Origin of the sequence: Flavobacterium sp. (assembly GCF_044360715.1) — a bacterium.
Classification (GTDB): Bacteria; Bacteroidota; Bacteroidia; order Flavobacteriales; family Flavobacteriaceae; genus Flavobacterium.
In genome coordinates this window covers 1-22525 of sequence record NZ_JBIKJY010000024.1, presented here as the reverse complement: position 1 = coordinate 22525, position 22525 = coordinate 1, and the positions used below count along the sequence as shown (strand labels likewise).

Genomic DNA, 22525 nt, shown 5'->3' with positions numbered 1-22525 from the left:
CATTAATAGTTACAAAAATATCGAATGTTTTTTTTATATTAGCAAAAAATTTACAAAATGAAAAAAATACTAGTAATACTTTTTAGTTTGAGTTTGATTTCTTGTGCCGTAGAAGGTTTGGAAAGTACAATTGAAGACAATTCAAATAACCCAAACAACCCAAACAACTCAACTACTTTTACAGATGCCTTACCAATGAATACAGGAAACTATTGGACGTATGATGTAGTGGGATTAGCCAATACTAGAGATTCTTTATATATTTTTGGAGATGAAATAGTGGGTGCACACACTTATAAAAAATTCAAGAACAGAAATAATATTGCAACTGGTTTTTATTGCACTTCATTAAATAACAACAACTTAAGAAAAGATGCTGGAAAATTACTTTTAACTGGAAATTTAAGTGTATTACAAGGCATAACGCTACCAACAGGAGTAGATTTAAGTGTAACCGATTTTATTATCTTTAAAGAAAATGCTACAAATGGCGAAATTTTATCTGAAAAAACAGGTACGTTTCAACAAACAATAAGTAACTTTCCGGTTACCATTGAATATCGATTAAGATCTATTGGTGGCGAGAGTTTTGCCTCTTTTACTTCGCCAAATAACGATGTGTATCCAAATGTAAAATCTACAAAGATTGTTGTAAATTTAAAAATAACGACTACACAAACTATTGCAGGATTTCCTATAACTGTAAACATTTTACCGCAGCAAGATGTCGTAGTTTCAACACAATACTTGTCTAAAAACATTGGCGTTGTATATACAAAAACAAATACTAATTTTAGCTTAAACGCTGCAATAGCTGCTCAAATTGGACTACCAGTAACTACCACGCAAGTGCAAGAAGAATTTTTAGATACGTATAATGTTAATTAACTAAAATTGTTTTGTTTTTAGGCACCAATACGAAAAGATAAGGCGATGTAAATGCATCGGTTACGAGTTGATTTTTTTCGGGACCCGTTTCTTTCAAGATAATTTCTGCTGTCGTTTTGGTAAATAGTACATCAGCTACTTCAATGCCATAGCCACCTGTGGTTTTTTCGCCTAAAAAACAAGCTACCAAATCGTGCTTTTCTAAATCGATTGCTAGTAACTTACCGAAAGATTCTTCTCCAATATTTAAAGCAGTAATTAACGCATTAAATTCTTCATAGTTTTTAATTACTTGAATAGATTTTTCTTTCTTCCCACCTATTTGACTTTTAAAAACCACTTCATAATGGTCTCTTTCTTTTTCAACTACTTGCTGAACGGGTTTACAAGACAAAAACAGCAAACAAACACCAATTAGCAACACCCTATTTTTAAACATTTTCATAATTAAGAATCTAAATTAATAGCTTTGTTATACAATTCTTCATACAAAGGAAGAATGTTTTTGATATCGAATTTTTTGGCTACTTCAAAAGCCGCTTTCTTAAACTGAAGTAACGTTTCATCTGAATTTAATATAAAAATTGCGTTTCTACTCATGCTTTCCACATCGCCAACAGCACTTAAATAACCTGAAACACCTTCTTCATTTACTTCTGGTATACCGCCCGAATTACTTGATATGACCGGCACACTAAATGCCATAGCTTCTAATGCTGCCAAACCAAAACTTTCTGTTTCAGAAGGCAATAAAAACAAATCAGAATACTTCAAAATTTGATTAATATCGTTACTATTTCCAAAGAAAATAACTTTATCTGCAATGCCTAAATCTTCACACAATTTCTCGGCAACAATCTTCTCAGGTCCTTCCCCTACCATCATTAATTTGGATGGAATTTCTTTCTGAATGTTATAAAAAACCTTTACCACATCAGGAATATTTTTTACTTTTCTAAAGTTAGAAATGTGTGTAATTATTTTTTCATTAGTCGAAGCCAAAACAGAACGCTGACAAATAGATTTATTTTCTAAAAGGGTTTCTTCAATTTCGATGAAATTCGGTATCACATGAATTTCTTTATTAACATCAAACAAACGATAGGTAGCTTCACGTAAACTATTGGAAACACTGGTTACAAAATCGGATTTGTTGATACTAAAAGTAACCGCACTTTTATAAAACGGATGATTCCCAACTAACGTAATGTCGGTACCGTGAAGTGTTGTAATCATCGGAAGTGAAATACCTTCTTCAGCTAACATTTGCTTCGCCATATAGCCTGCATACGCATGAGGAATGGCATAATGTACATGTAACACATCAATCTTATATAATTTTACCATATCTACTAATTTACTAGATAAGGCCAATTCATATGGCTGGTAGTGAAACAATGGATAGTTAGGAACATTTACTTCATGAAAATAAATATTCGGATTTAATAATGATAATCGTACAGGTTGCTTATAGGTAATGAAATGGATTTCATGTCCTTTTTTTGCTAGTTCTAAGCCTAACTCTGTAGCCACTACACCACTCCCACCAAAGGTAGGATAACAAACCATTGCTATTTTCATTTATATATGTTGTTGAAATTTCAAATACTTTTTTTAAAGACGTTTGAAATTTATTTTGTTATTATTATTTCTTTACAAATGTCGCTTCATAAGTTTCAATCCATTCTGAAACTGATATTTTTGTAACCAGTTCACCCAATAATTCAAACGGAATTTCATCAAATTTATTAAATCGGATACAACTTTTACCCATGTCTAATTTTCTAGTGCTGTGTTTTGGATATTCCGCCACAAACCAATCGTAAAGTGCCTTATTAGCATATATTCCCATATGGTAAAAATTAATACTATTTTTTTGTGATGCAAATGTGATAAAAGGCAATGGATCAGCTGGTTTACAATGATATCCTTTCGGATAAATTGTATGTGGAACATAATACCCAATCATACCATAATTCATACCTTCTTCAAAACCTTCTGGGATTTTTTTAAGCATTGTATTTCGAAGCAATTCCATTGGTTTTTTTCTATCTTCTGGAAGATTATTCATATAGTCTTCCACAGTTTTTGCAGCTGAAGTCATAATTAATCTGTTATCGATTCGTAAATTACTTTCTGTATATTCTCTCTAATATTTAATTTTGAGAGTTTATTAATATTGCCATCGGGATAACTCCTATTTGATAGAAAAATATAAATTAAATCCTTTTCAGGATCTGCCCAAACCATTGTTCCAGTAAATCCCGTATGTCCAAAACTTGCTTTTGAAGTACAGCCGCAAGTCGGACCTTCGCCACTAATTTGAGGTTTGTCAAAACCAGCACCTCGCCTATTTCCAGTGTTACAAAAATAACAAGAATTAAAAGCATCAAACGTATCTTTTGAAAAATAAGTGTAGCCACCGTAAGTTCCTTTTTGTAAATACATTTGCATGATTTTAGCCACATCTAACGAATTAGAAAACAATCCAGCATGTCCACCAATACCGCCTTGCATAGCGGCAGCCATATCATGCACATAACCCTGAATAGTGTCGTATCTATAATACGAATCAATTTCTGAAGGCATAATGGTTGCCAATTCAAATTTATCTAATGGATTGTATGAAGTATAATTTGCACCCAACATTTTATAAAAATTATCATCAGAGAGTTTATCCAAACTTTTATTATGAAATTTCTCTAAATATTCTTTAAATAAAATAAAAGCATAATCGCTGTATTTATATTGTTTTGAAGGCAATAATGGTGCTTCTTTGATGACATTTATTATCGTATCCGTATAATCTTTTCTTAAATATAAATTAGTTGAAACTTGTAATGGAAAGTTATCAGAAGGTGTAGTTTGATAATATTTTTGACTTGGTTTTTTTAATGAATCTAATGTTTTTATATAAAAAGGCGTCCAAGCTGGTAATTTAGCTTGATGTGTTAACATATCTAAAACCGTAATATCTGCTTTGTTAGAATTTTTAAAATTTGGAAGTAATTGAGATAACGTACTGTTGAATGAAAAATTACCTTTTTCGTAATCCTTCATTAAATTAGGAAGCGTACTTAATATTTTAGTAAGCGAAGCCAAATCATACAAATCGGTATTTTTTACTAGCTGAACAGTATCGTAAGTAGGCGATCCAAACGCTTTTCTGTACACCACTTTTCCTTTACGAGCCACCAATATTTGCATTCCTGGCGCTACTTTATTTTTAATAGCTGAAGTAGCAATTTCATCAATTTTAGCCAAAATCTCCGAATTCATATTCACTTGTTCTGGATAAGCAAAGCCTAAACGATTAAGATTCTTAGTTTTCAATCCATCTGATTCACAAAAGTTTTTCTTAATGGAAACAGGTAAAACACCTTTCGCTTCTTTGGCACCAAATAAAATTTCTGCAGCTACAAGTTGAGAAAATGAATTGTTTTGATACGCTTCAATTAATCCTTCTGTTTCATCAAAAGTAGGAATACGCAATAACGAATAGGGTTTTGTGAAAAAAGTAACAATGGTCTTGCTATGTTTTGAAATTTTATCAATCCAATTGATTTCGTTAAACGTCATTTCGTTTTTCTTCCAAATTCCTTCTGGTTTGTGATAGCCTACAATAACTTTAGAATACCCATCAATTTCCACTAAAAGTGAATCTAAATTTTTAGTCGTAATAACATCAATTTGTGCATATTCTTTAAGTTTTTCTATATACGTTGTGGCATCGCCGTCACCAATTTTTACATAGGCTATTTTCTCTTTATCAAGTCTTTTGATTGGAATAATATCGTCTTCATTTTTTAGAACGGTAACAGCACTTTCAAACATTTCTAAATTTAATGCTTTGTATTCTTTTTTATTTAAATCGGCATATAAATTTTCAAATTCTATGGGACAATAATTATTTAATCCAGCTTTGTATTTATACTTTAATATTTTCTTTACAGAATGTGCCAATCGTTCTTCTGTAAATAAACTATCTGCAAACGCTTGTTTGAATTTTTCAATCGCAAAAGGAACATTTTCTGCAAATAACAATACATCATTACCCGCTAAAAAAGCAGCTAAATCTATATCGCCAGGTTGTTTGAAATTACTGGCACCTTTCATATTTAAAGCATCTGTAAAAATTAATCCTTCAAATTTTAATTGGTTTTTTAAAATATCCGTCACCACTTTTTCAGATAACGAAGAAGGAAAATTTTCACGCAGTTCGATACTTGGCACGTTTAAATGCGCCACCATTACACTGGCTAATCCATTTTTAATTAGTTCTTTGTACGGATATAATTCTACTTCTTCTATTCTATCTCTTGAAAAATCGACAGTTGGCAAGGCGTGATGCGAATCTGTAGAGGTATCACCGTGTCCTGGAAAATGCTTGGCAGTAGCAAAAACACCATAAGATTGTAAACCACGCATATAGGCAACTGCTTTTTCGGCTACATTTTCTTTAGTTTCACCAAAAGAACGATTTCCGATAATTGGATTTTTAGGATTGGTATTAATATCCACAACGGGACCAAAAGTAAAATGAATACCCATTCGTTTAGATTGATCTGCCATTTGCATACCCATTCTTTCAAGTAACGAATTATCTTTAATCGCTCCCAAAGTCATGTTCCACGGATAGGTATGAGTAGAATCTATTCGCATACTTAAACCCCATTCGGCATCAATTCCAATAAGCATTGGGATTTTCGATTTTGCTTGGAAACGATTGGTTAATTTTGCTTGTCTATTTGGACCTCCTTGAAAAAATATTAATCCACCCACTTTATATTTGGTAATCAATTTATCTAAATCTTGTGCGTGGGCTTCGTTTTTATTAGAGTAGGCTGCAATCATAAACAATTGCCCTACTTTTTCTTCAAAAGAAAGTGAATTATAAGTGCTATCCACCCAAACTTGTTGGGATTGCGTGTTCATTTTATTTTGCGCAAAACCTAAAGTGGTGAGAAATAAAGTGATATATATATAATGCTTCATGAAATGTAAATAAATAAAAAAACCATCAAAATTTCTATTTTCTGATGATTTTCAAAGTTAGTTATTTTTTTAGAAAAATCTACTATGCCAACTTTCTTCAGCAGGAACTTCCCAAAATTCTTCAAATTCACCTTTCGTATTTATCAAATTATTGAAAACAATAGTTTTTGAAGTAACGGCTTTTTCCTTCGCCATTTTTTTGAAATCGATAAGTGTTTTATGTGCAATGTGTTCTCCCATTTTGTAAGTCACATTCATTTTATCAAGCAACTCTATTTGAAATTCTTGTTCCAATTGTTGAATAAAATGTACTGAAGCATCGATAGAACAACCTGTTGCATTTTGCACTTCTTGATTGACCGCAAAAATGATAAATCGGTTATATTTTATAAGAAAAGAAGCTTCTAAACTTGTCCCGTGTGCTGCCCAATTTTCAACAAATTCTTGGCATTTAGCTGTTATTGAAGTTACTTCATCGTCAGTTAATTTTCTGTTCGATTGGTAAATCCAAATTTTTGAATCTTCTGGTAAATTTTCGAATGGTGTGTACATTTTTATAAATCTTGAGCATTTGCAATTAATTCTGCAATATCCATTACTTGAACAGAGCTTTCTTTTTCTTTATTTTTGATACCGTCTGTTAGCATGGTGTTACAAAATGGACAACCAGCAGCAATAATTTCAGGTTGCGTTTCTAAAGCATCTTCTGTTCTTTCGATGTTGATGTCTTTATTACCTTTTTCTGGTTCTTTAAACATTTGTGCGCCACCAGCACCACAACATAAACCATTGGCACGAGAACGTTTCATTTCAACTAACTCAGCGTCTAATTTTTGGATTAAATCTCTCGGGGCTTCGTAAATATTGTTAGCACGACCTAAATAACAAGGGTCGTGAAACGTAATGCGTTTTCCTTTAAATTGTCCGCCTTCAATAGTTAATCGACCTGAATCTAATAAAGATTTTAAAAATTCTGTATGATGTACGACTTCGTATTTCCCACCTAATTCTGGATACTCATTTTTAATGGTATTGAAACAATGTGGACAAGCGGTAACTATTTTTTTTACTTCATAGGCATTCATGACTTCAATATTCATCATGGCTTGCATTTGAAATAAAAATTCATTTCCTGCACGTTTTGCAGGATCGCCTGTACAACTTTCTTCTGTGCCTAAAACCGCAAAAGGAACGTTTGCTCTATTTAATATTTTAACAAAAGCTTTTGTTATTTTTTTGGCTCTATCATCAAAACTTCCCGAACAACCTACCCAAAACAAAACTTCAGGAGTTTGTCCTTGTGCCATCATTTCGGCCATTGTAGGTACTACTAAATTTTCAGACATACTATTTATGGTTTAAGGTATTTTCTATCAAAATTATTATTATAAGTAAATTAATTACTCAATTCATCATCAAAAACTTGGATCGTTACATCTTTTTCAATTAAATCCGTAAACTTTCCATTGTATCGAGTTGCTTTTACTAAATGATTATCAATCCAGTGGTAATTTCCACCTCTTGGTTTTCCCATTACCATTCCGTGATATTTAAAACCGTGTTGTTGTAACCAAGCTTCAGTAACGGCTCTATGATCTTCAGTACGTGACGTGAAAAAGAAAATAACATGACCTTCATCATACCATTTATTTAATGTTACTAACGCATCTGGATACACATTTGCTGTTGCCATTCTTTCCGGTTCTTCATTTGGAATATCATCGCAAACGGTTCCATCGATATCAATAAGGTAATTTTTTATTCCTTCTGGTAAAACAGGGCTTAAATGTTCTCCATTAACTTTTAATTCTTGTAATTTTCCGTCAATTTCTTCTTTTTTCATGCTTTGTTGTAATTGTTGTTCAATTTGTATTTGATATTGTTATTGAAATTGTTATGCTTCGTTTCTCCAGTTTAATCTATCTTGCTGGTTGTATTGCCATGGTGCACCATTATTTTCAATATTGGTCATCACGGCATTTAATTCCATTGGTGCGGCACTTTGTTCCATCACTAAATAACGTCTCATATCCATAATTATAGATAACGGACTAATATTGATTGGACATTCCTCCACACAAGCGTTACAAGACGTACAAGCCCAAAGTTCTTCTGGTGTAATGTAATCGTTTAATAACGATTTGTTATCTGGAACAAAAACACCTTTATTGGCCTCGATATTTTTTCCAACTTCTTCTAATCTGTCACGTGTATCCATCATAATTTTACGTGGCGATAATTTCTTACCAGTTGTATTTGCCGGGCAAGATGAAGTACATCTACCACATTCGGTACACGTATAGGCATTTAATAATTGTACCCAATTTAAATCTTGTACATCTGAAGCACCAAATTTAGCTGGAACCGCATCTGGATTAGCAGGAGCAGCAAACGGATCGGCATTTGGATCCATCATTAATTTTACTTCGTTTGTTACACTTTCTAAGTTATCGAATTTCCCTTTTGCATTTAAATCGGCAAAATAAGTATTAGGAAACGCTAATAAAATATGTAAATGCTTAGAAAAATATAAATAATTTAAGAAAGCAAGTACCATTAAAAAATGTCCCCACCATCCTACTCGCTCTAAAATATGTAAGGCACTTTCACTCATTCCGCCGAAAATAGCGGGTCCTAAATGTTGAGAAATGGCAAAATTAAAAGAACCTGTTCCTTCATAATGAGATTTCCCTAATGAATATAAAACTTCATCAGTTCCATTCATCGTAAAAATACAAGCTACTAAAACAATTTCCATTATTAGTATTAAGTTGGCGTCTTTAGTTGGCCAACCTAACATTTCTGATTTTGTAAAACGAGGTAATTTTAATAAATTTCTTCTTGATAAAAAAGCTAAAGTAGCCACTAAAGCTAATAAGGTAAGGATTTCTATAAAACTTATTAAAAAAGTATAAAATCCACCTAAACCCGTTTTAAAAAAACGATGTGTACCGAAAAGTCCGTCTACAATAATTTCTAATAACTCAATTTGAGTGATAATAAATGCAGCATATAAGGTAAAATGCAGTAAAGCAGGAATAGGTCTGGTAAACATTTTTTTTTGACCAAAAGCTATCAACGCCATATTTTTCCAACGTGCTGAAACATTATCAGTTCGGTTTACATCTTGTCCTAATTTAATATTTCGTATAATTTTTTTTATATTTTTAACAAAAAAACCAACGCCTATTATAAGGACAATTGCAAAAATAATATTTGGTAAAAAACTCATAAATTTAGTTTTTAGGTTGCTCTTTATTCGGTTCGACTACAGGTGCTGTATACGGTTTATTTTTCTTACCAAAAACAGACACATTAACATATCGTGTAGGATTTAAACGGACATCTTGTAACAATAATTCCAATTCTTTTGAGGTTTTGGTTAGATTGACATACATAGCGTCGTCCTTTAATAGTTTACCAATGGAACCTTTACCTTGCTCTAAATCAGTCATAATTTGATTTACATTTGCGAGGGTGGTTTCTAACTTTTTAACTGAAGCGGCAAGATCTGCTTTTTCTAAAGAAGTAGACATTTTATTAATGTTACCTGAAGCGTTTTCAAAATTAGCTAACGTTGTATTTAGTTTTGATTTATTATCTGCTACTATTTCGTTTACATTTTTAGAAACTTGACTAAATTCCGACATAGTAACCTCCAAAGATGCAATAGATGCTTTTAATTTTTGTTGCGTTGAAGCGTCTAAAGTAGCGTTTAAATTTTCGATTAATTTATTTGCGTTTTCTAATAAAACTTCCACTTTATCTTTTACAGGTCCAATTTGATTAGCGAGTTCATCTGTTAAACCTAATTTGTTAGATGTTTTAAGTGTATCTCCTGATTGCGCATAATTGGTATCAGAAAAGTTATTGATAATTGCAATTTCTCTTCCACCAATTAAACCAGAATCCATAATTTGAGCCACACTAGATTTTGCAATTTGAATCTGTTCGTTAGTAATTATTAATTCTACTTTCATTTTACCATCAGGCAACATTTCAATAGTATTTACTTTTCCTATATTTAATCCATTTATGGTTACAGGAGCTGCCACAACTAAACCCGCCACATTATCATAAACCGCATATAATTTAGTGCTCGTGTCAAATAAATTTTTACCTTTTAGAAATGCAAAACCCCAGTAAAACAATACTATAGATAAAACAACTAAAACAGCAACTTTAATTTCTTTTGTGATTTTCATATGGGCTAAATATACTTTTACTTTAGATTTGGTGATTACTTTTAAACAAAACGACAATTAAAAATTGTTATGCGTAATAAAGACACAAAAATAACATTATTTATTTGATTGCCTCGCTTAATTTAATTTTTTTACCATTTTTTATAGGCACAATAAACGAAGAAGTATATCCTTTTGCTTTCGCTTCTTCTAATAATTGTTTTGCTTTGGTATAGGATGAAGTGCTACCATAAAAGTATTTGTAAATGGTAGTTCCTTTTTCAACGGAAATGTTATTTAAACCTTTAAAGTTTTTTGGTAACGTTTCTAAATTATTAGCACTTGAAGAAATTTGTATTTTAAAAGTAACACCTTCCACAGCTGTTTTATTTTCTGAAGATTGCTTCGGATCTACTTTCTTTGGGTCTACCTTTTTTGGGTCTTCTTTTTTAACTATTGTCTTTTTGGATTCTTCTTTTTTAACCGAAGTAGCTGTTTCTGTCTTAAAAAAATCATCTCGATATCCTAAAATAGCTTTAGAGATAGCTTCTGCTAACTTATTTTGTCCATCTTCCGAATTTAAAAAAGCACCTTCAGGTTTGTTGGATACAAATCCCATTTCAATAAGAACACGCGGCATAATAATTTTTCGTAACACCAAAAAACCAGCTTGTTTTACGCCTCTATTTTTACTTGTTGTGAATTTTGTAAACGCTTGTTGCACTTTTCCAGCAATATCAATGCTTTGCTGAATATTTTCTTCTTGCATAATAGAAATCCCCATCACCGATTCGGGTGATTTTGGATCAAATCCATCATATTTTATTTTATAATCGCTTTCTAAAGTAACTACGGCATTTTCCTTTTTGGCAACTTCCAAATTGGCTGCATTTCGGGTAACTCCCATTACATAAGTTTCATTTCCTGATGCTTCTTGGTTGTCATTTGCATTACAATGCATAGAAACAAATAAATGTCCTTTTGATCTATTCGCGATATTGGCTCGTTCATTTAATTCAATAAACACATCCGTTTTTCTGGTATAAACTACTTCTATATTTGATTCTTTAGCTAAAATTTCTCCTACTTTAAGAACCGTATTAAGTGAAATTTTCTTTTCTATATTTCCATGATAGGTAGCTCCATAATCTTTACCACCATGTCCAGCATCTAAAACTACTTTGAATTTTTTAGTTTGCGCATGAAATGATACAGAAAACAAGCATAATAAAAGTACTATCGATTTTTTCATAAGTCTAATTTGGTGCAACAATAAAAGCAGATGCAAATCCTTTCTGTTTGGCTTCAGCTAGAAATTTTTTACATGCTTCTAAAGTTCCTAGTCCGTAAAAATATTTGTAACCTCCACTAACTTCTATCATGGTTACATTTGCCAAACCATTAAAGTTTTCCGGCGTTAATTCAAGTTTCTTAGTACTAAAACTAATTTGTACTTTATATGCTAACTCAGCAGGTATAAATGGTTCAGTAGCTGCATCAACTACTTTAGATGTATCCATAACAGTTTCCACTACAGGCAATTCTTCAACAATTACTGGTTCTTTAATTTGTAATACATTTGGAGGTGTATTCGTGCCTCTTACATTATTTTTATATTCAATAATTGAGCGTGCAATAATTTGAGAGTAATTTGATTTGCCTTCTTCCGATTTCATATATTTAGATTCTTCCAAATTACTTAAAAAACCTAATTCTATCAAAACGCCTGGCATTACGGTTGCATCTAAAACCCAAAGCGGTTGTTGGTGCATACCTAAATCCTTTCTTTGTAAACTATTTTTAAAATAACTTTGTACCGTACTGGCAAAATTAATACTTTGCATCAACGTTTCTTCTTGCATAATACGAAGTCCTATTTGTGTATTCGGATTATTTGGGTCAAAACCTTCATATTTTTCTTTGAAATTATCTTCCAAAGAAATTACCGCATTTTCCGCTTTTGCAATTTCAAAATTCATACCTGCACGAGACAATCCCATAACCAAAGTCATTGCGCCATATGGTTTTGGAGATACTGAAGAATTACAGTGAACAGAAACAAATAAATCGGCCTCAAAATCATTAGCAATTTTTGCTCTATCTCTTAAAGGTATGAAAACATCCGTTGATCGTGTGTAGTTAACATTAAAATCGGGATAAGATTCTAATATTTTTCCAATTTTTAAAACCACATCTAAAGCAATATGTTTTTCAATACAACCATTTTTTGCGGCACCAGGATCCTTACCACCATGTCCAGCATCTAAAATTACTTTAAATTTCTTTTCTTGTGCTACTGAAAAGAAAGATAAACATACAAATATAATTACGAGTACTTTTTTCATTTGTGATTAATTATTTTCGGTTAATTCAAATACGTTATAATTTTATTAAATACTAAATTTTAACAAAAAATATGCGTAAGTTTGACCCTTCAAAAACCGAACCATTTTTTACAAAAATAGTATTTATAGATTTGAGTACAAAGATTAATCATATCGTTTTTTTATTTTTTTTTCTAATTGTAAGCAATTTAGAAGTTTACGGTCAAAATACTTCTCGTAAAGATAGCACACAAGTAAATGTAAATGAATTAGTTACTATTAAAAAAGATTCTACAAAAAAACCATTATTGGAAGGTATTGTAAATCGTAAAGCTAAGGATTATGAAAAGTTAGACCAAAGAAAAAAAAGGTTAACATTATATAATGAGGCAGAACTACATTACCAAGATTTCATACTAAAATCGGGAATTATTGTTTTGGATTATGAGAAAAACGAGGTATATGCTGGAAGATTAAAAGATAGCGCCGGTGTATATTCGCAATTTCCTTATTTTAAACAAGGGGAAAATGTTATTGAACCTGATTCCATTCGATTTAATACCAAAACAGGAAAAGCTCAAATTTGGAATACACGAAGTAAACAAGGTGAAATGTTTCTGAAATCTGAAATTTCAAAAAGAGAAAACGATTCGGTTATTTTTTTTAAAAATGCCCGTTTTACAACTTCTGATAATAAGGAAAATCCAGAATATTATTTCTTAGCCTACAAAGCTAAATTGGTACCAAAAAAGAAATTTGTAACTGGGTTAACTCATATGTTTATTGCGGACGTTCCTACTCCCATTGGCGTTCCTTTTTCATTTTTCCCCATGACCAATAAAAATACTTCTGGAGTAATTATGCCAGCACCTGGACAAAATAATGAACGGGGTTATTTTTTACAAAATGGAGGGTATTATTTTGCATTAAGCGAATATTATGATTTAGCCCTTTTAGGAGATTATTTTACCAACGGAAGTTATGCCCTTCGTTCTGAAACTTCCTACGCCAAGAAATATAAATTTAGTGGAAATTTTCAAGTAAGGTATGAAAATCAGGTACTGGGTGAAAAAGGATTTCCAGGATATGCTAGAACCAATCAATATAATATACAATGGTCGCACAGTCAGGATGCAAAAGCTTCTGCCAATTCTAGATTTTCGTCTTCTGTAAATTTTGGAAGTAGTAAATATTTTCGTCAATCTATGAATTTAGTTAATGTAGGTTCTAATTTGAACAATACACTAAGTTCTTCTATAAGTTATTCTAAAACGGTTCCAATTGTACCTTTAGTAAATTTTTCAGTAGCCGTAACGCACAATCAAAATACTAATACTGAAATTGTAAATTTAACGCTACCTTCATTTAATGCGAGTGTAGACAGAATTTTTCCATTTGCGAAACAAGATGGAATAAAAAAGGGGATTTTTCAAAATATTAATTTTCAATATGGATTAAGAGGAGATAATAGAATTTCTACTAAAGAAGAATTTCTGTTTAAATCCCAAATGTTTGATACTGCATTAGCTGGAATAGCACATACTATTCCAATTACTACAAATTTTAAAATTTTTAAGCATTTTAGTGTTTCAGCAGGTACTGCATTTGCTGAAAATTGGGTATTTAATACTAATGAAAAAATATTTAATACTACCACTAATAAAGTAGAAATAGTTAGAAAAAATGGTTTTGATTCTTATCGAACATACAATTTTACTACAAGTATTGGAACTACTATTTATGGAACGTATACGTTTAAAGAAACAAATAAAATTCAAGCCATAAGACATTTAATTCGACCAAGTATTTCTTATGGTTACACGCCAAGCTTTGAACGCTACTACGACCAATATCAAGATAATTTAGGAAATTATATAAGTTATAGTAGATTTGAAAATACTTTGTTGGGTGCTCCTGGTTTAGGTGTTGCAAATTCAATTGGTATTGGAATTTCCAATTCATTAGAAGCCAAAGTACTAGATGCGGCTAGTAAAAAAGGTGAAACTAAGAAAATATCCTTATTTAATCAGTTGAATTTTTCTACAAGTTATAATTTAACTGCCGAAGAATTTAAATTAGAGCCTATAAATTTTATTGGAGGAACTACTTTATTGGATAATAAATTAGGCGTAAATTTCGGAGCGCGTTTTGACCCATATGATTTGGACAGTAACAACCAAAGAATAAATGAATTTAGTATAAATAATGGAAACGGTTTAGCTAGAATGACTAGTTCTAATATTACCTTAAATTATACTGTTAGTAGTAACGAACTGAGTGGGAAAAAAGAATCAAAACAATCGGTTCAAAATGGAGGGCGTAAAGATGATTTGTTTGGCGCAGCTGTTGATTTAAGTAATCAAGATGAAAGTTTGTTTAAAAAAGATGATGCAAAAAATCAGCAATCTGAACTGTTTAATTACAAATTTCCATGGGATTTACAAATAGCCTATTCTTTAACATATAGTAATAACACAAGTCAACGTGAAATAACTACAAATTCTGTAATGGTTTCTGGTAATATTGATATGGCTGTAAAATGGAAAATGGGATTCTCATCTGGATATGATTTTGCACAAAAAGGAATTTCATTTACGCAACTTCGATTTGAAAGAGATTTAGAAAGCTGGCGTATGAGTTTTAGTATTGTACCTATTGGTGTCTATCAATCGTGGAATTTCTTTATCGGAATTAAATCTTCTATGCTAAGTGATATTAAATGGGATAAAAGAAATTTACCTGATCCTAGATTGAGATAAGTAAATTCAAGTAAAAAGTAGAAAGTAGAAAGTAGAAAGTATAAATAGAAAAAATGAAAAAAATAATATTTACAGAAAAAGCTCCTGCACCAATTGGGCCATATAATCAAGCTGTCTTAGTTGGAAATATGCTGTATACTTCAGGTCAAATTGCCATTAACCCATTAACAAACGAGTTGGTTTTAGAAAACATAGAAACTGAAACCAAACAAGTTATGGAAAATCTTAAAGCGGTTTTAGAAGCTGCTGAAATGACTTTTGAAAACGTAATTAAAGTGTCTATTTTTATTAGCGATATGAATAACTTTTCAAAAATAAATACTATATACGGAGCTTATTTTAATGAAGTAACAGCACCAGCTAGAGAAACCGTTCAGGTAGCTGGTTTACCAAAAAATGTGAATGTTGAAATTTCAGCAATTGCAGTTAGATAAATTCAGTTTTATTAATACATTTTTTTATCGCACCCAATACCATATAATACCAGGATTTGCAGACACTGTAGTTCCTCCTCCTGCTGGTGATATCCAAGGTGCGGGAGAATAACCAGAACAACTTGAAATTATTGTTCCCCACCAATTAACTGTCCCATCATCTAATGTTAAAACACCGCAACCACCACCTGCAGTTGTACTTCGCCATGGCATTCTTTGAGCAATTCCTTGTTCGGGTGAATAAGTAGTCCATGATTCGTATTTTGTGTTTAAGGTTACATTGGTTTGTGTATTACTGGTGCTAACAAAACTATAAGCATCATTGGCAGTCCAAATTCCTCCAAAACTTCTTCTCGTATTAGCATCTACCATGTATTGAAAACCAGAAGCGCTTCGTTTTATATGATCTGCCCAACCAATGATCGAATAACTTACTGTTGAAGTACTAGTTACATCAGCAGTAGTAGTAAATGGAATTTCGGTATTATACGAAATCGCATTAGCATAGGTCCAAACCGAATTGGATGAGTTTTTCATAATTAAGGTCCAACCTCCACCATCGGTAGTCATATCAGCATAAATTTTAATTGGATTGCCGCTATTGATATTGAGGTTTTTGATCCAATAAAAGCCATCCGTTGAAGCGGGAAAATCTTGTTTGATCTGATAGGCACTAGTAGAAGCGGTTTGTGGGCTCAAACCATCTCTTTCGGCATAAAACTTAGAGCGCTGGGTGTTGAAATTGTTGTTAATTTCTTGTTGGGTTAACTCCCTATTGTATACCTTGAAGCTGGCAACATTCATTGCAGCTAACCAGCTTGTTCCAAACAACCAGCTAGAAATTCTCCCTGCACCAGAATTAAATGTTGCATTAGCTGAATTAAATGATGCCAAAATTTGTTCTAATGGTTGACTATCCCCATTTACATAGATTTTATTATTGGTTTTGGAACCCGCATACATCACAAAAACAAGATGCCTCCATGCTCCTAGTATTCCTAAGTTATTTACTGTGGAACTTCTCATTCCATACTGATCACTATTGGCTGTATTAAAACCAATACTGCCACTATTAATAAAGGCATCATATAAATTGAAGCCAAAATACATTGAATCCTTTAACAAATTTGTTTTTACCCACATTTCAACAGTAACTACATTAGTATTACCGATATTAGCATTAAAATTAGCGTAGCTTGAAGTGCCATTAAAAACAATATTACCACCATTTGCGGGATCAAAAGAAGTTGATGTCAAAGTTACATGGGATCCATTCCCAGACAAATCATTCCAAGTCGTGCCTGAACCACTATAGCTTGCTGGATTTCCAGCATCTAAATGCAATACTAAACCCGAATTAGACAAACAAGTAATCGAAACTCTTCCGTCTCCAGTGGTATTCAGCGTACCAAAAGAATGATGTCCTGAACTGGTTTTCGTTGCACCGCCTGCACCACCGCCTACTGCTGCACCGCCTCCGGCACCGCCTCCACCACCAAACCATCCGGCTCCTCCTCCGCCAGCTCCATTCCAAACACTTACACCCGCATCACTACCACCATTACCGCCATTAATTCCATTGCCATTACTGCCGCTCGTACCTGGATTTAAATCGAAAGGTTCTCCGGCTAAACCAGCGGTGGTTGTTGTAGCCGCATACCCATTCTGATACCTTCCATTTTTTATATAGGCAGAATTAGGCGGTTGGTTACCATTACTAGAAGTTCCTACAGCTGTATTCCCTGCATTCCCACCTGTATAATCTGTTCCTGTAGCAGGGCCTGCACCACCGCCACCGCCACCCGCTATTACTAAAGCGTTGGCAATCGCCGGACTTGGCGAAGTAAAGACTCCCGATAAACCACCTCCCGCGCCACCAAAATTAGTACCTGAACCACCATTCCCCCCAAAACCATACTTGGCCGTAGCCGATTGTCCTGGAAATCCTCCTACAACAATATAAAGAATCTGTCCTGGAGTAACATTGAGTGTGGTGGTGATATTAGCCCCAGCACCACCTGCTTGACCTCGCCCTCCAGTACCACCTTTAGCGCCAATAGCATTGACTTGAATAGAAGTTACTCGATTGGGCACAATAAATTGTTGTAAAGCTCCTGTATATTGAAACGAATAGGTCGTAGGCAATTGGGGTTTTTTTACGGCTAAATTATGAAAGGCCGACTGGGCATTCAACCCTATTGAACACAAAAAAAGTAGCAATATGTAATACATTCTTCCCATTAGAAAATAGTGTCTCCAAAAACATAACCAATAGTGGCGCTATTCATGATCAATCCAATTACACTATTGGTGGTGCGTGTACTCAATCCGCTGGCCGAATTTAAAGTAGTACTTGAAGGGGCAAAGGTTACTGTCCCTGCACCCACTTGTATCAATTGGCAACTAAATCCAACCGGTAATGTAGCCGGTACAGTAACTGTAACTGCTGAGACTGAATTGATAAAAAATAATTTATTATTATCTGCTGCAGTCAAAGTAAAACCCGCCGATCTGGATTCAATGACCAAACCTCCTGAAATTTGAATCCAAGCTGTGCCATTCCAATAGTAATAGCCCGGTACCACATTATTAGGTGCTGTTCCTGCTGTTGCTGTATTGTAAATTAGTAAACCAGCAGCAGTTGCTAATTCTGTAGCCCCTGACAAGCCTGTCACGGGAGCAAAAACATTGGCAGCGGTTAATGCCACTCTTGGTGGTAGGAACCCTTTATTGGTAGCCGATATGTCTAATTTTGCCGCCGCATTGGGTGTGGTGGTACCAATACCGGTTTGGGCTGCTATCCCAAAGCTTAAAAACAAAAATAGAAATACAATAAGGTGTCTCATAAATAAAATTTTGTCTAATTTATTGACCTAAATTGAGGAAACAATCGGGCGTAATCACGCTACAATCCATATATTCCGCGCATTTGGTTAAATTTAGTTGTTATCTCATCAGCAACTAGTGCTCTTTTGTATACTTTCATATTATAATAAGTCCCCGGACATATATCGGTAAATCCAGTGCCAGCGTTGGTATGTCGCGCGCCAAAATTCAACCCATTGGTAGCTAAACTTGGGGGAGATGTGAATGTCTTGGTGCCAAGGCTTATTCCATCCATGTATAAAGTGATTGAATTTCCGCTAATCACAAAATCCCAAATATGTATGGTGTTAATTCCAGATACTGTAAAAGAAGAGAGATTGGTTGGGCTACCAATATTTAATCCAGTTGATGAAGTAAAATAAGCTAAATAACCACTATTTGTATTCCACACTTCATTACCCCAAAAAGTAGCCCAAAAACTGGTAGGGTTTAGGCTGGCTACAATTGAAATGGTAAAAGCCGAAGGCAGATTATAATTCGTGGCAATATATTGTCCTGTAGTCGTTCTGTAGCCCCCTCCATTAGTGGCTACATAAGTAGGAGAGCCTACTAAAGTACCATGATTTCCATTACCTGATTGATCTGTCCAGGTCGAACCTGAGGTGGGTGCAATAGCCAAATCCATTATTAAATCTTTGTCTATTTCATATCTTGTCTTTGTCGCATTATAATTTTGAGCGATTTCCGCTACAGATAAGGCTCGATTGTATATCGATGTAGTCCCTATTTTTCCATCCCAATAAAACCCTTCGGGTGTAGTATTGCTGCTTCCTGCTTCTGCACCAACAAATATACCATTAGAAGCATAAGAAATTGTGTTTCCAAATGTTCCTATATCTATAGTGGTGTTTAATTCTCCATCCACATATAAGCGGGTATATCGCCCGTCAAATGTCGTTACAAAATGATGCCAACCGACCAAATTGCTCACATCTGCCGTGGGTACTCTATAAGCTCCTCCAGCATAAATATAACTTTTAAATGAGCCAGACCATATATTGTGAGAATACCCTCCTCCTTGCGTACAAGATAATGAAGTTTTATAATTAGAAGATGTACCCGCATTCCAATCATCTGCATTCAACCACTGTTCTAAGGTGATTGCATTAGTGGGTTTCAGCTGCGTTGTGTGTGTACGGACAGCAAAATCATTCGTGCCATCAAAATCAAAAAAACCATTCGTGCTAAATACAGGTCCATTAGTTAAAGTAAATGGATAGGAGGAAGAGTTTACATCATTCCAGATGGTGCCCGTTCCAGAATAGGATCTTGAATTGGCAGCATCTAGTTGGACCAAAATTCCGTTTAAGACTTTTGGTTTAGGATCTACAATAACCCCTAACCGCATTGTTATATGGTTGTTCCAAGTTAGTGGAATTATTCTAATAAATTTAGCATAAACTGCCGTTGGGAAATTTACTCTTATATCGTCTATTGAATTACTATTTAATGTTGCATTAGAAATCACTCTTGTCCATGTAGTTCCATTCATGCTAACATCTATTTGAGCAGAAGTTACCCATTGTCCTCCATTATTAGCCCTCCCTTGAATAACTATTCCGTTCATTGATACGGGTTCGTCATAATTTAGAATAATAGACTGACTTGTATTATTACTCCCAGCAGCCCAACCTAATCCAGAATTCAGCCAGGGCGTGTAATGCGATTGATTAAAGCCTTCACCTACCCAAACACTAGAAACACTCCAATAAGTGGGATTTGAGTTAGTAGACGGACTATGAATGGAATACTCGAATTCATTCTTTCGGGCTAGGTAATCTTGAAAAATATCAGCATCACTTAATGGTAAATTATGTATTTTAAATTGTGCTAGATGAAAGGTGCCATATCCTCCAGAGCCCATATTAGTGGTTTCTCCTGCGCCTATGGCATAATTTTGACTTGTAGGCGGTATTTCTCTTGCTCCAGCCTGCGTGCCTTGTAAAACTCCATTTAAATACCCTTTCACTGAGGTTCCATCATACACTAAAGCAATATGATGCCATTGATTTAAATTAACAGCTGTTGACGAAGTAATAATTGGTCCATTCCAAATGCGGTATTTTATATATCCATTGATAATTTCAACATTGGATGCATGCCAACCTCCACTCGGGGTATGCGAATCTAGTTCGCTAACCAATACACCCGTCGAAGCAATTGGATACACCCAAAAACTCATGGTAAAACTTTTCTGTGCACTAGTATTAACTGTTTTAAAATAGGTTCTAATATTGGGAGTAGCTAAATATTGATTAGATCCATTGAAAGAAATATATCCTAATGAATTCATGAAATTAGGTGCGTTATAAAGTGTTGCATTTCCTGAAGCGCTCCCAGCAATATTTGTTACGGTTGTTGCTCCCCGAGTAAAACTAGCTGCCTTTGAAAAATCATAATTTACCACTAAACTATTTTTGGGCAATAAAGAGTGTTGAATGGGCAGCCCAATTTGGGCAAAATTCAAGGATGCCAAAAATAGTAGAAAGAAGGTAAATAATCGTTTCATCTTAATTACTCATTTCGCCAGTTACAATAATTGAATTATTTCCCAGATGCAAAATACTGACAACTGCATATTGACTGGCTGTTTTGGTAAAACCTGTTCGATTCAAATAAGTCCCCGAAAACGTAATTTGTCCCGCACCCATTTGCACTATGGTACAATTGAAACCGGTAGGCAAACCGGTGGGAATAGTTACTGTAATGGCTGAAGCACTGGTACATTGAATGATTCTTCCATTATCAGCAGCGGTTAAAGGATAGTTTTCTGAAATATTAAGGACATTAGCCCCAAATCCAGAAATGGTAGAGGCACTCACATTTCCCCCAGTCAGATTGCCTGTAGTCGAAACATTGCCTGTAGTATAACTAATATCATTTCCTGAACGACTCCAATTACTATTAACACGTGTCCAAGTGGCAGTAGTTGTTGTACTGGTATTCACATAAAAACCAGTGAGATCATCAGTTTGATAGACCATTAATCCATTAGCAGCAGTTGGTAGCGTTATTGCCTCGCGTTGTGCTTTAGTCATGCGAGGGATCAGCAACCCTTTGTCTGTAGAAGCAATCTCTAACTTCGCTGAGGAATTAGGCGTGGTGGTACCAATACCTGTTTGGGCTAACCCTACAAAACCCAAAAATAAAAATATTATATACGCTTTTTTCATTATTATCTGATCCAAATTTGATGAAAAGTATTGTGTTGAAATCCTGAACCTCCATATGCTGGATAATCATCCATCTCCCAACGGTAACCTTGCCCACTAATTCCCCAATGATAAGTAGCACCTAACCAAAAAGGGAAGTTAGTCATCGCAAAATTTCCTTCATTAACAAAGAAACTAGCGGCACTATTAGGCAAAAATGCTGTATGTCCAGATAATGGTGTAAAAATACCATTTACACCTGTCATACTTCCTATTCCTGATTTAAAGTAAGAAATTGTATTAGCATGAGTCGTTTTATAATTAATTATTCTTCCATGTCCTGAAGTTGCCCCATAAAAACGTAGTTCCGTAAATGAGAATGCATTTAAATATGACGGTGCGGTATGTCCCCATGTTGTTGCTGATCCTGATTCATCATTTCCTAATATAGTTGAGCCTAATAACGGTAAACTATTTGTTTTAACCCAAAGCCCTGGATTAGTTCCTCCTCTATGTAAATAATTCAAGACTAAAGTCCATCCACCACCATCAGTCGTCATATCACAATAACAAGAAGTTGATGGTGTAGCACCAACACCATCGGGATCGATAGTGTATTGACCTGAAGTAGTCATTGGGTAATAAGTTAAAATTTCTTTACAACTTTTTAAACTAGTTATTGCAGGTCCTGGCATCCATTTTCCATTTCCAATTAGTTGAAGTTTTCCTGTTCCAACAAAATCAATTTTACCACTATAGAAAATAGTTCCTGTAGGAACGTTTATTGTATGTCCGTTTTGTATGGTTACACCATTTGCAACTTGGGTTGGTGATGCCCATGCAGCAGTTAAATTGAAATTTATAGGCGCAGCAGTTGTGGTAACCGTCTGAGAAAACATAGAA

19 protein-coding genes are annotated in these 22525 nt (G+C 34.0%); 3 read left to right on the top strand and 16 right to left on the bottom strand.

Going from position 1 to position 22525, the window contains the following annotated elements; genetic code table 11:
* Positions 1-57: 57 nt before the first annotated feature.
* Positions 58-888 (top strand): hypothetical protein, encoded by an 831-nt coding sequence (locus ACIQ16_RS08530; RefSeq protein WP_396150577.1) that lies wholly within the window; start codon positions 58-60, stop codon positions 886-888.
* Here ACIQ16_RS08530 and ACIQ16_RS08525 read toward each other — a convergent pair.
* From ACIQ16_RS08525 to ACIQ16_RS08475, 11 genes are all read right to left on the bottom strand, one after another.
* The gene (locus tag ACIQ16_RS08525) at positions 881-1333 is read right to left on the bottom strand and encodes a protease complex subunit PrcB family protein (RefSeq protein WP_396150575.1); all 453 of its coding nucleotides are present in this window, start codon (positions 1331-1333) and stop codon (positions 881-883) included. The two genes, ACIQ16_RS08530 and ACIQ16_RS08525, sit on opposite strands and share 8 nt — an antisense overlap.
* Positions 1334-1335: 2 nt before the next feature.
* Positions 1336-2469, bottom strand: coding sequence for an N-acetyl-alpha-D-glucosaminyl L-malate synthase BshA (gene bshA / locus ACIQ16_RS08520; protein ID WP_396150573.1), 1134 nt, complete (start codon positions 2467-2469; stop codon positions 1336-1338).
* A 64-nt stretch (positions 2470-2533) separates the two neighbouring features.
* Entirely contained in the window at positions 2534-2992 is a 459-nt protein-coding gene (locus ACIQ16_RS08515; RefSeq protein WP_396150571.1) for a DUF1801 domain-containing protein, read from the bottom strand.
* Positions 2993-2994: 2 nt separating this feature from the next.
* Positions 2995-5883, bottom strand: coding sequence for a glycoside hydrolase family 3 N-terminal domain-containing protein (locus ACIQ16_RS08510; protein WP_396150569.1), 2889 nt, complete (start codon positions 5881-5883; stop codon positions 2995-2997).
* Between the two features lie 69 nt (positions 5884-5952).
* Positions 5953-6435, bottom strand: a complete 483-nt coding sequence (locus ACIQ16_RS08505) for an ABC transporter ATPase (RefSeq protein WP_396150567.1) — start codon at positions 6433-6435, stop codon at positions 5953-5955.
* A 2-nt stretch (positions 6436-6437) separates the two neighbouring features.
* On the bottom strand, positions 6438-7229 hold the full coding sequence (locus tag ACIQ16_RS08500; RefSeq protein WP_396150565.1) for a (Fe-S)-binding protein: 792 nt from the start codon (positions 7227-7229) through the stop codon (positions 6438-6440).
* A gap of 50 nt (positions 7230-7279) precedes the next feature.
* Positions 7280-7726, bottom strand: coding sequence for a phosphoheptose isomerase (locus tag ACIQ16_RS08495; protein WP_396150563.1), 447 nt, complete (start codon positions 7724-7726; stop codon positions 7280-7282).
* A gap of 51 nt (positions 7727-7777) precedes the next feature.
* Positions 7778-9115, bottom strand: coding sequence for a 4Fe-4S dicluster domain-containing protein (locus ACIQ16_RS08490; protein WP_396150561.1), 1338 nt, complete (start codon positions 9113-9115; stop codon positions 7778-7780).
* A 4-nt stretch (positions 9116-9119) separates the two neighbouring features.
* The gene (locus ACIQ16_RS08485; RefSeq protein ID WP_396150559.1) at positions 9120-10088 is read right to left on the bottom strand and encodes an MlaD family protein; all 969 of its coding nucleotides are present in this window, start codon (positions 10086-10088) and stop codon (positions 9120-9122) included.
* 100 nt (positions 10089-10188) lie between these two features.
* Entirely contained in the window at positions 10189-11319 is a 1131-nt protein-coding gene (locus tag ACIQ16_RS08480; RefSeq protein ID WP_396150558.1) for an N-acetylmuramoyl-L-alanine amidase, read from the bottom strand.
* A 4-nt stretch (positions 11320-11323) separates the two neighbouring features.
* Positions 11324-12412 carry an N-acetylmuramoyl-L-alanine amidase gene (locus ACIQ16_RS08475; protein ID WP_396150556.1) on the bottom strand — a complete coding sequence of 363 codons (1089 nt, stop codon included), beginning with the start codon at positions 12410-12412 and terminating at the stop codon, positions 11324-11326.
* Positions 12413-12483: 71 nt separating this feature from the next.
* Between ACIQ16_RS08475 and ACIQ16_RS08470 the strand changes: the two genes are divergently transcribed.
* On the top strand, positions 12484-15150 hold the full coding sequence (locus tag ACIQ16_RS08470; protein ID WP_396150554.1) for a putative LPS assembly protein LptD: 2667 nt from the start codon (positions 12484-12486) through the stop codon (positions 15148-15150).
* Between the two features lie 53 nt (positions 15151-15203).
* A complete protein-coding gene (locus ACIQ16_RS08465) occupies positions 15204-15584 on the top strand; it encodes a RidA family protein (protein WP_396150552.1) in 381 nt (126 codons plus the stop codon).
* A gap of 24 nt (positions 15585-15608) precedes the next feature.
* Here the strand turns inward: ACIQ16_RS08465 and ACIQ16_RS08460 are convergent, their stop codons facing one another.
* The 5 genes from ACIQ16_RS08460 to ACIQ16_RS08440 all read right to left on the bottom strand — a co-directional run.
* A complete protein-coding gene (locus tag ACIQ16_RS08460; protein WP_396150550.1) occupies positions 15609-17729 on the bottom strand; it encodes a fibrinogen-like YCDxxxxGGGW domain-containing protein in 2121 nt (706 codons plus the stop codon).
* A gap of 95 nt (positions 17730-17824) precedes the next feature.
* Positions 17825-18430 (bottom strand): hypothetical protein, encoded by a 606-nt coding sequence (locus ACIQ16_RS08455; protein ID WP_396150548.1) that lies wholly within the window; start codon positions 18428-18430, stop codon positions 17825-17827.
* A 59-nt stretch (positions 18431-18489) separates the two neighbouring features.
* The gene (locus ACIQ16_RS08450) at positions 18490-20895 is read right to left on the bottom strand and encodes a LamG-like jellyroll fold domain-containing protein (RefSeq protein WP_396150546.1); all 2406 of its coding nucleotides are present in this window, start codon (positions 20893-20895) and stop codon (positions 18490-18492) included.
* An 85-nt stretch (positions 20896-20980) separates the two neighbouring features.
* Positions 20981-21643: a hypothetical protein gene (locus ACIQ16_RS08445; RefSeq protein ID WP_396150545.1), complete on the bottom strand. Its 663-nt coding sequence runs from the start codon at positions 21641-21643 to the stop codon at positions 20981-20983.
* Between the two features lie 2 nt (positions 21644-21645).
* Positions 21646-22525: fibrinogen-like YCDxxxxGGGW domain-containing protein (locus tag ACIQ16_RS08440; protein ID WP_396150543.1), on the bottom strand; the 880-nt coding region annotated here is incomplete at its 5' end.

What these genes read in the sequence shown, in the direction of transcription:
- ACIQ16_RS08475 (WP_396150556.1), bottom strand. Translation starts at nt 12,412, where the DNA reads ATGAAAAAAGTACTCGTAATTATATTTGTATGTTTATCTTTCTTTTCA.
- ACIQ16_RS08530 (WP_396150577.1), top strand. Translation starts at nt 58, where the DNA reads ATGAAAAAAATACTAGTAATACTTTTTAGTTTGAGTTTGATTTCTTGT.
- bshA (WP_396150573.1), bottom strand. Translation starts at nt 2,469, where the DNA reads ATGAAAATAGCAATGGTTTGTTATCCTACCTTTGGTGGGAGTGGTGTA.
- ACIQ16_RS08480 (WP_396150558.1), bottom strand. Translation starts at nt 11,319, where the DNA reads ATGAAAAAATCGATAGTACTTTTATTATGCTTGTTTTCTGTATCATTT.
- ACIQ16_RS08455 (WP_396150548.1), bottom strand. Translation starts at nt 18,430, where the DNA reads ATGAGACACCTTATTGTATTTCTATTTTTGTTTTTAAGCTTTGGGATA.
- ACIQ16_RS08465 (WP_396150552.1), top strand. Translation starts at nt 15,204, where the DNA reads ATGAAAAAAATAATATTTACAGAAAAAGCTCCTGCACCAATTGGGCCA.
- ACIQ16_RS08470 (WP_396150554.1), top strand. Translation starts at nt 12,484, where the DNA reads ATGCGTAAGTTTGACCCTTCAAAAACCGAACCATTTTTTACAAAAATA.
- ACIQ16_RS08490 (WP_396150561.1), bottom strand. Translation starts at nt 9,115, where the DNA reads ATGAGTTTTTTACCAAATATTATTTTTGCAATTGTCCTTATAATAGGC.
- ACIQ16_RS08515 (WP_396150571.1), bottom strand. Translation starts at nt 2,992, where the DNA reads ATGACTTCAGCTGCAAAAACTGTGGAAGACTATATGAATAATCTTCCA.
- ACIQ16_RS08445 (WP_396150545.1), bottom strand. Translation starts at nt 21,643, where the DNA reads ATGAAAAAAGCGTATATAATATTTTTATTTTTGGGTTTTGTAGGGTTA.
- ACIQ16_RS08500 (WP_396150565.1), bottom strand. Translation starts at nt 7,229, where the DNA reads ATGTCTGAAAATTTAGTAGTACCTACAATGGCCGAAATGATGGCACAA.
- ACIQ16_RS08495 (WP_396150563.1), bottom strand. Translation starts at nt 7,726, where the DNA reads ATGAAAAAAGAAGAAATTGACGGAAAATTACAAGAATTAAAAGTTAAT.
- ACIQ16_RS08485 (WP_396150559.1), bottom strand. Translation starts at nt 10,088, where the DNA reads ATGAAAATCACAAAAGAAATTAAAGTTGCTGTTTTAGTTGTTTTATCT.
- ACIQ16_RS08525 (WP_396150575.1), bottom strand. Translation starts at nt 1,333, where the DNA reads ATGAAAATGTTTAAAAATAGGGTGTTGCTAATTGGTGTTTGTTTGCTG.
- ACIQ16_RS08505 (WP_396150567.1), bottom strand. Translation starts at nt 6,435, where the DNA reads ATGTACACACCATTCGAAAATTTACCAGAAGATTCAAAAATTTGGATT.
- ACIQ16_RS08510 (WP_396150569.1), bottom strand. Translation starts at nt 5,883, where the DNA reads ATGAAGCATTATATATATATCACTTTATTTCTCACCACTTTAGGTTTT.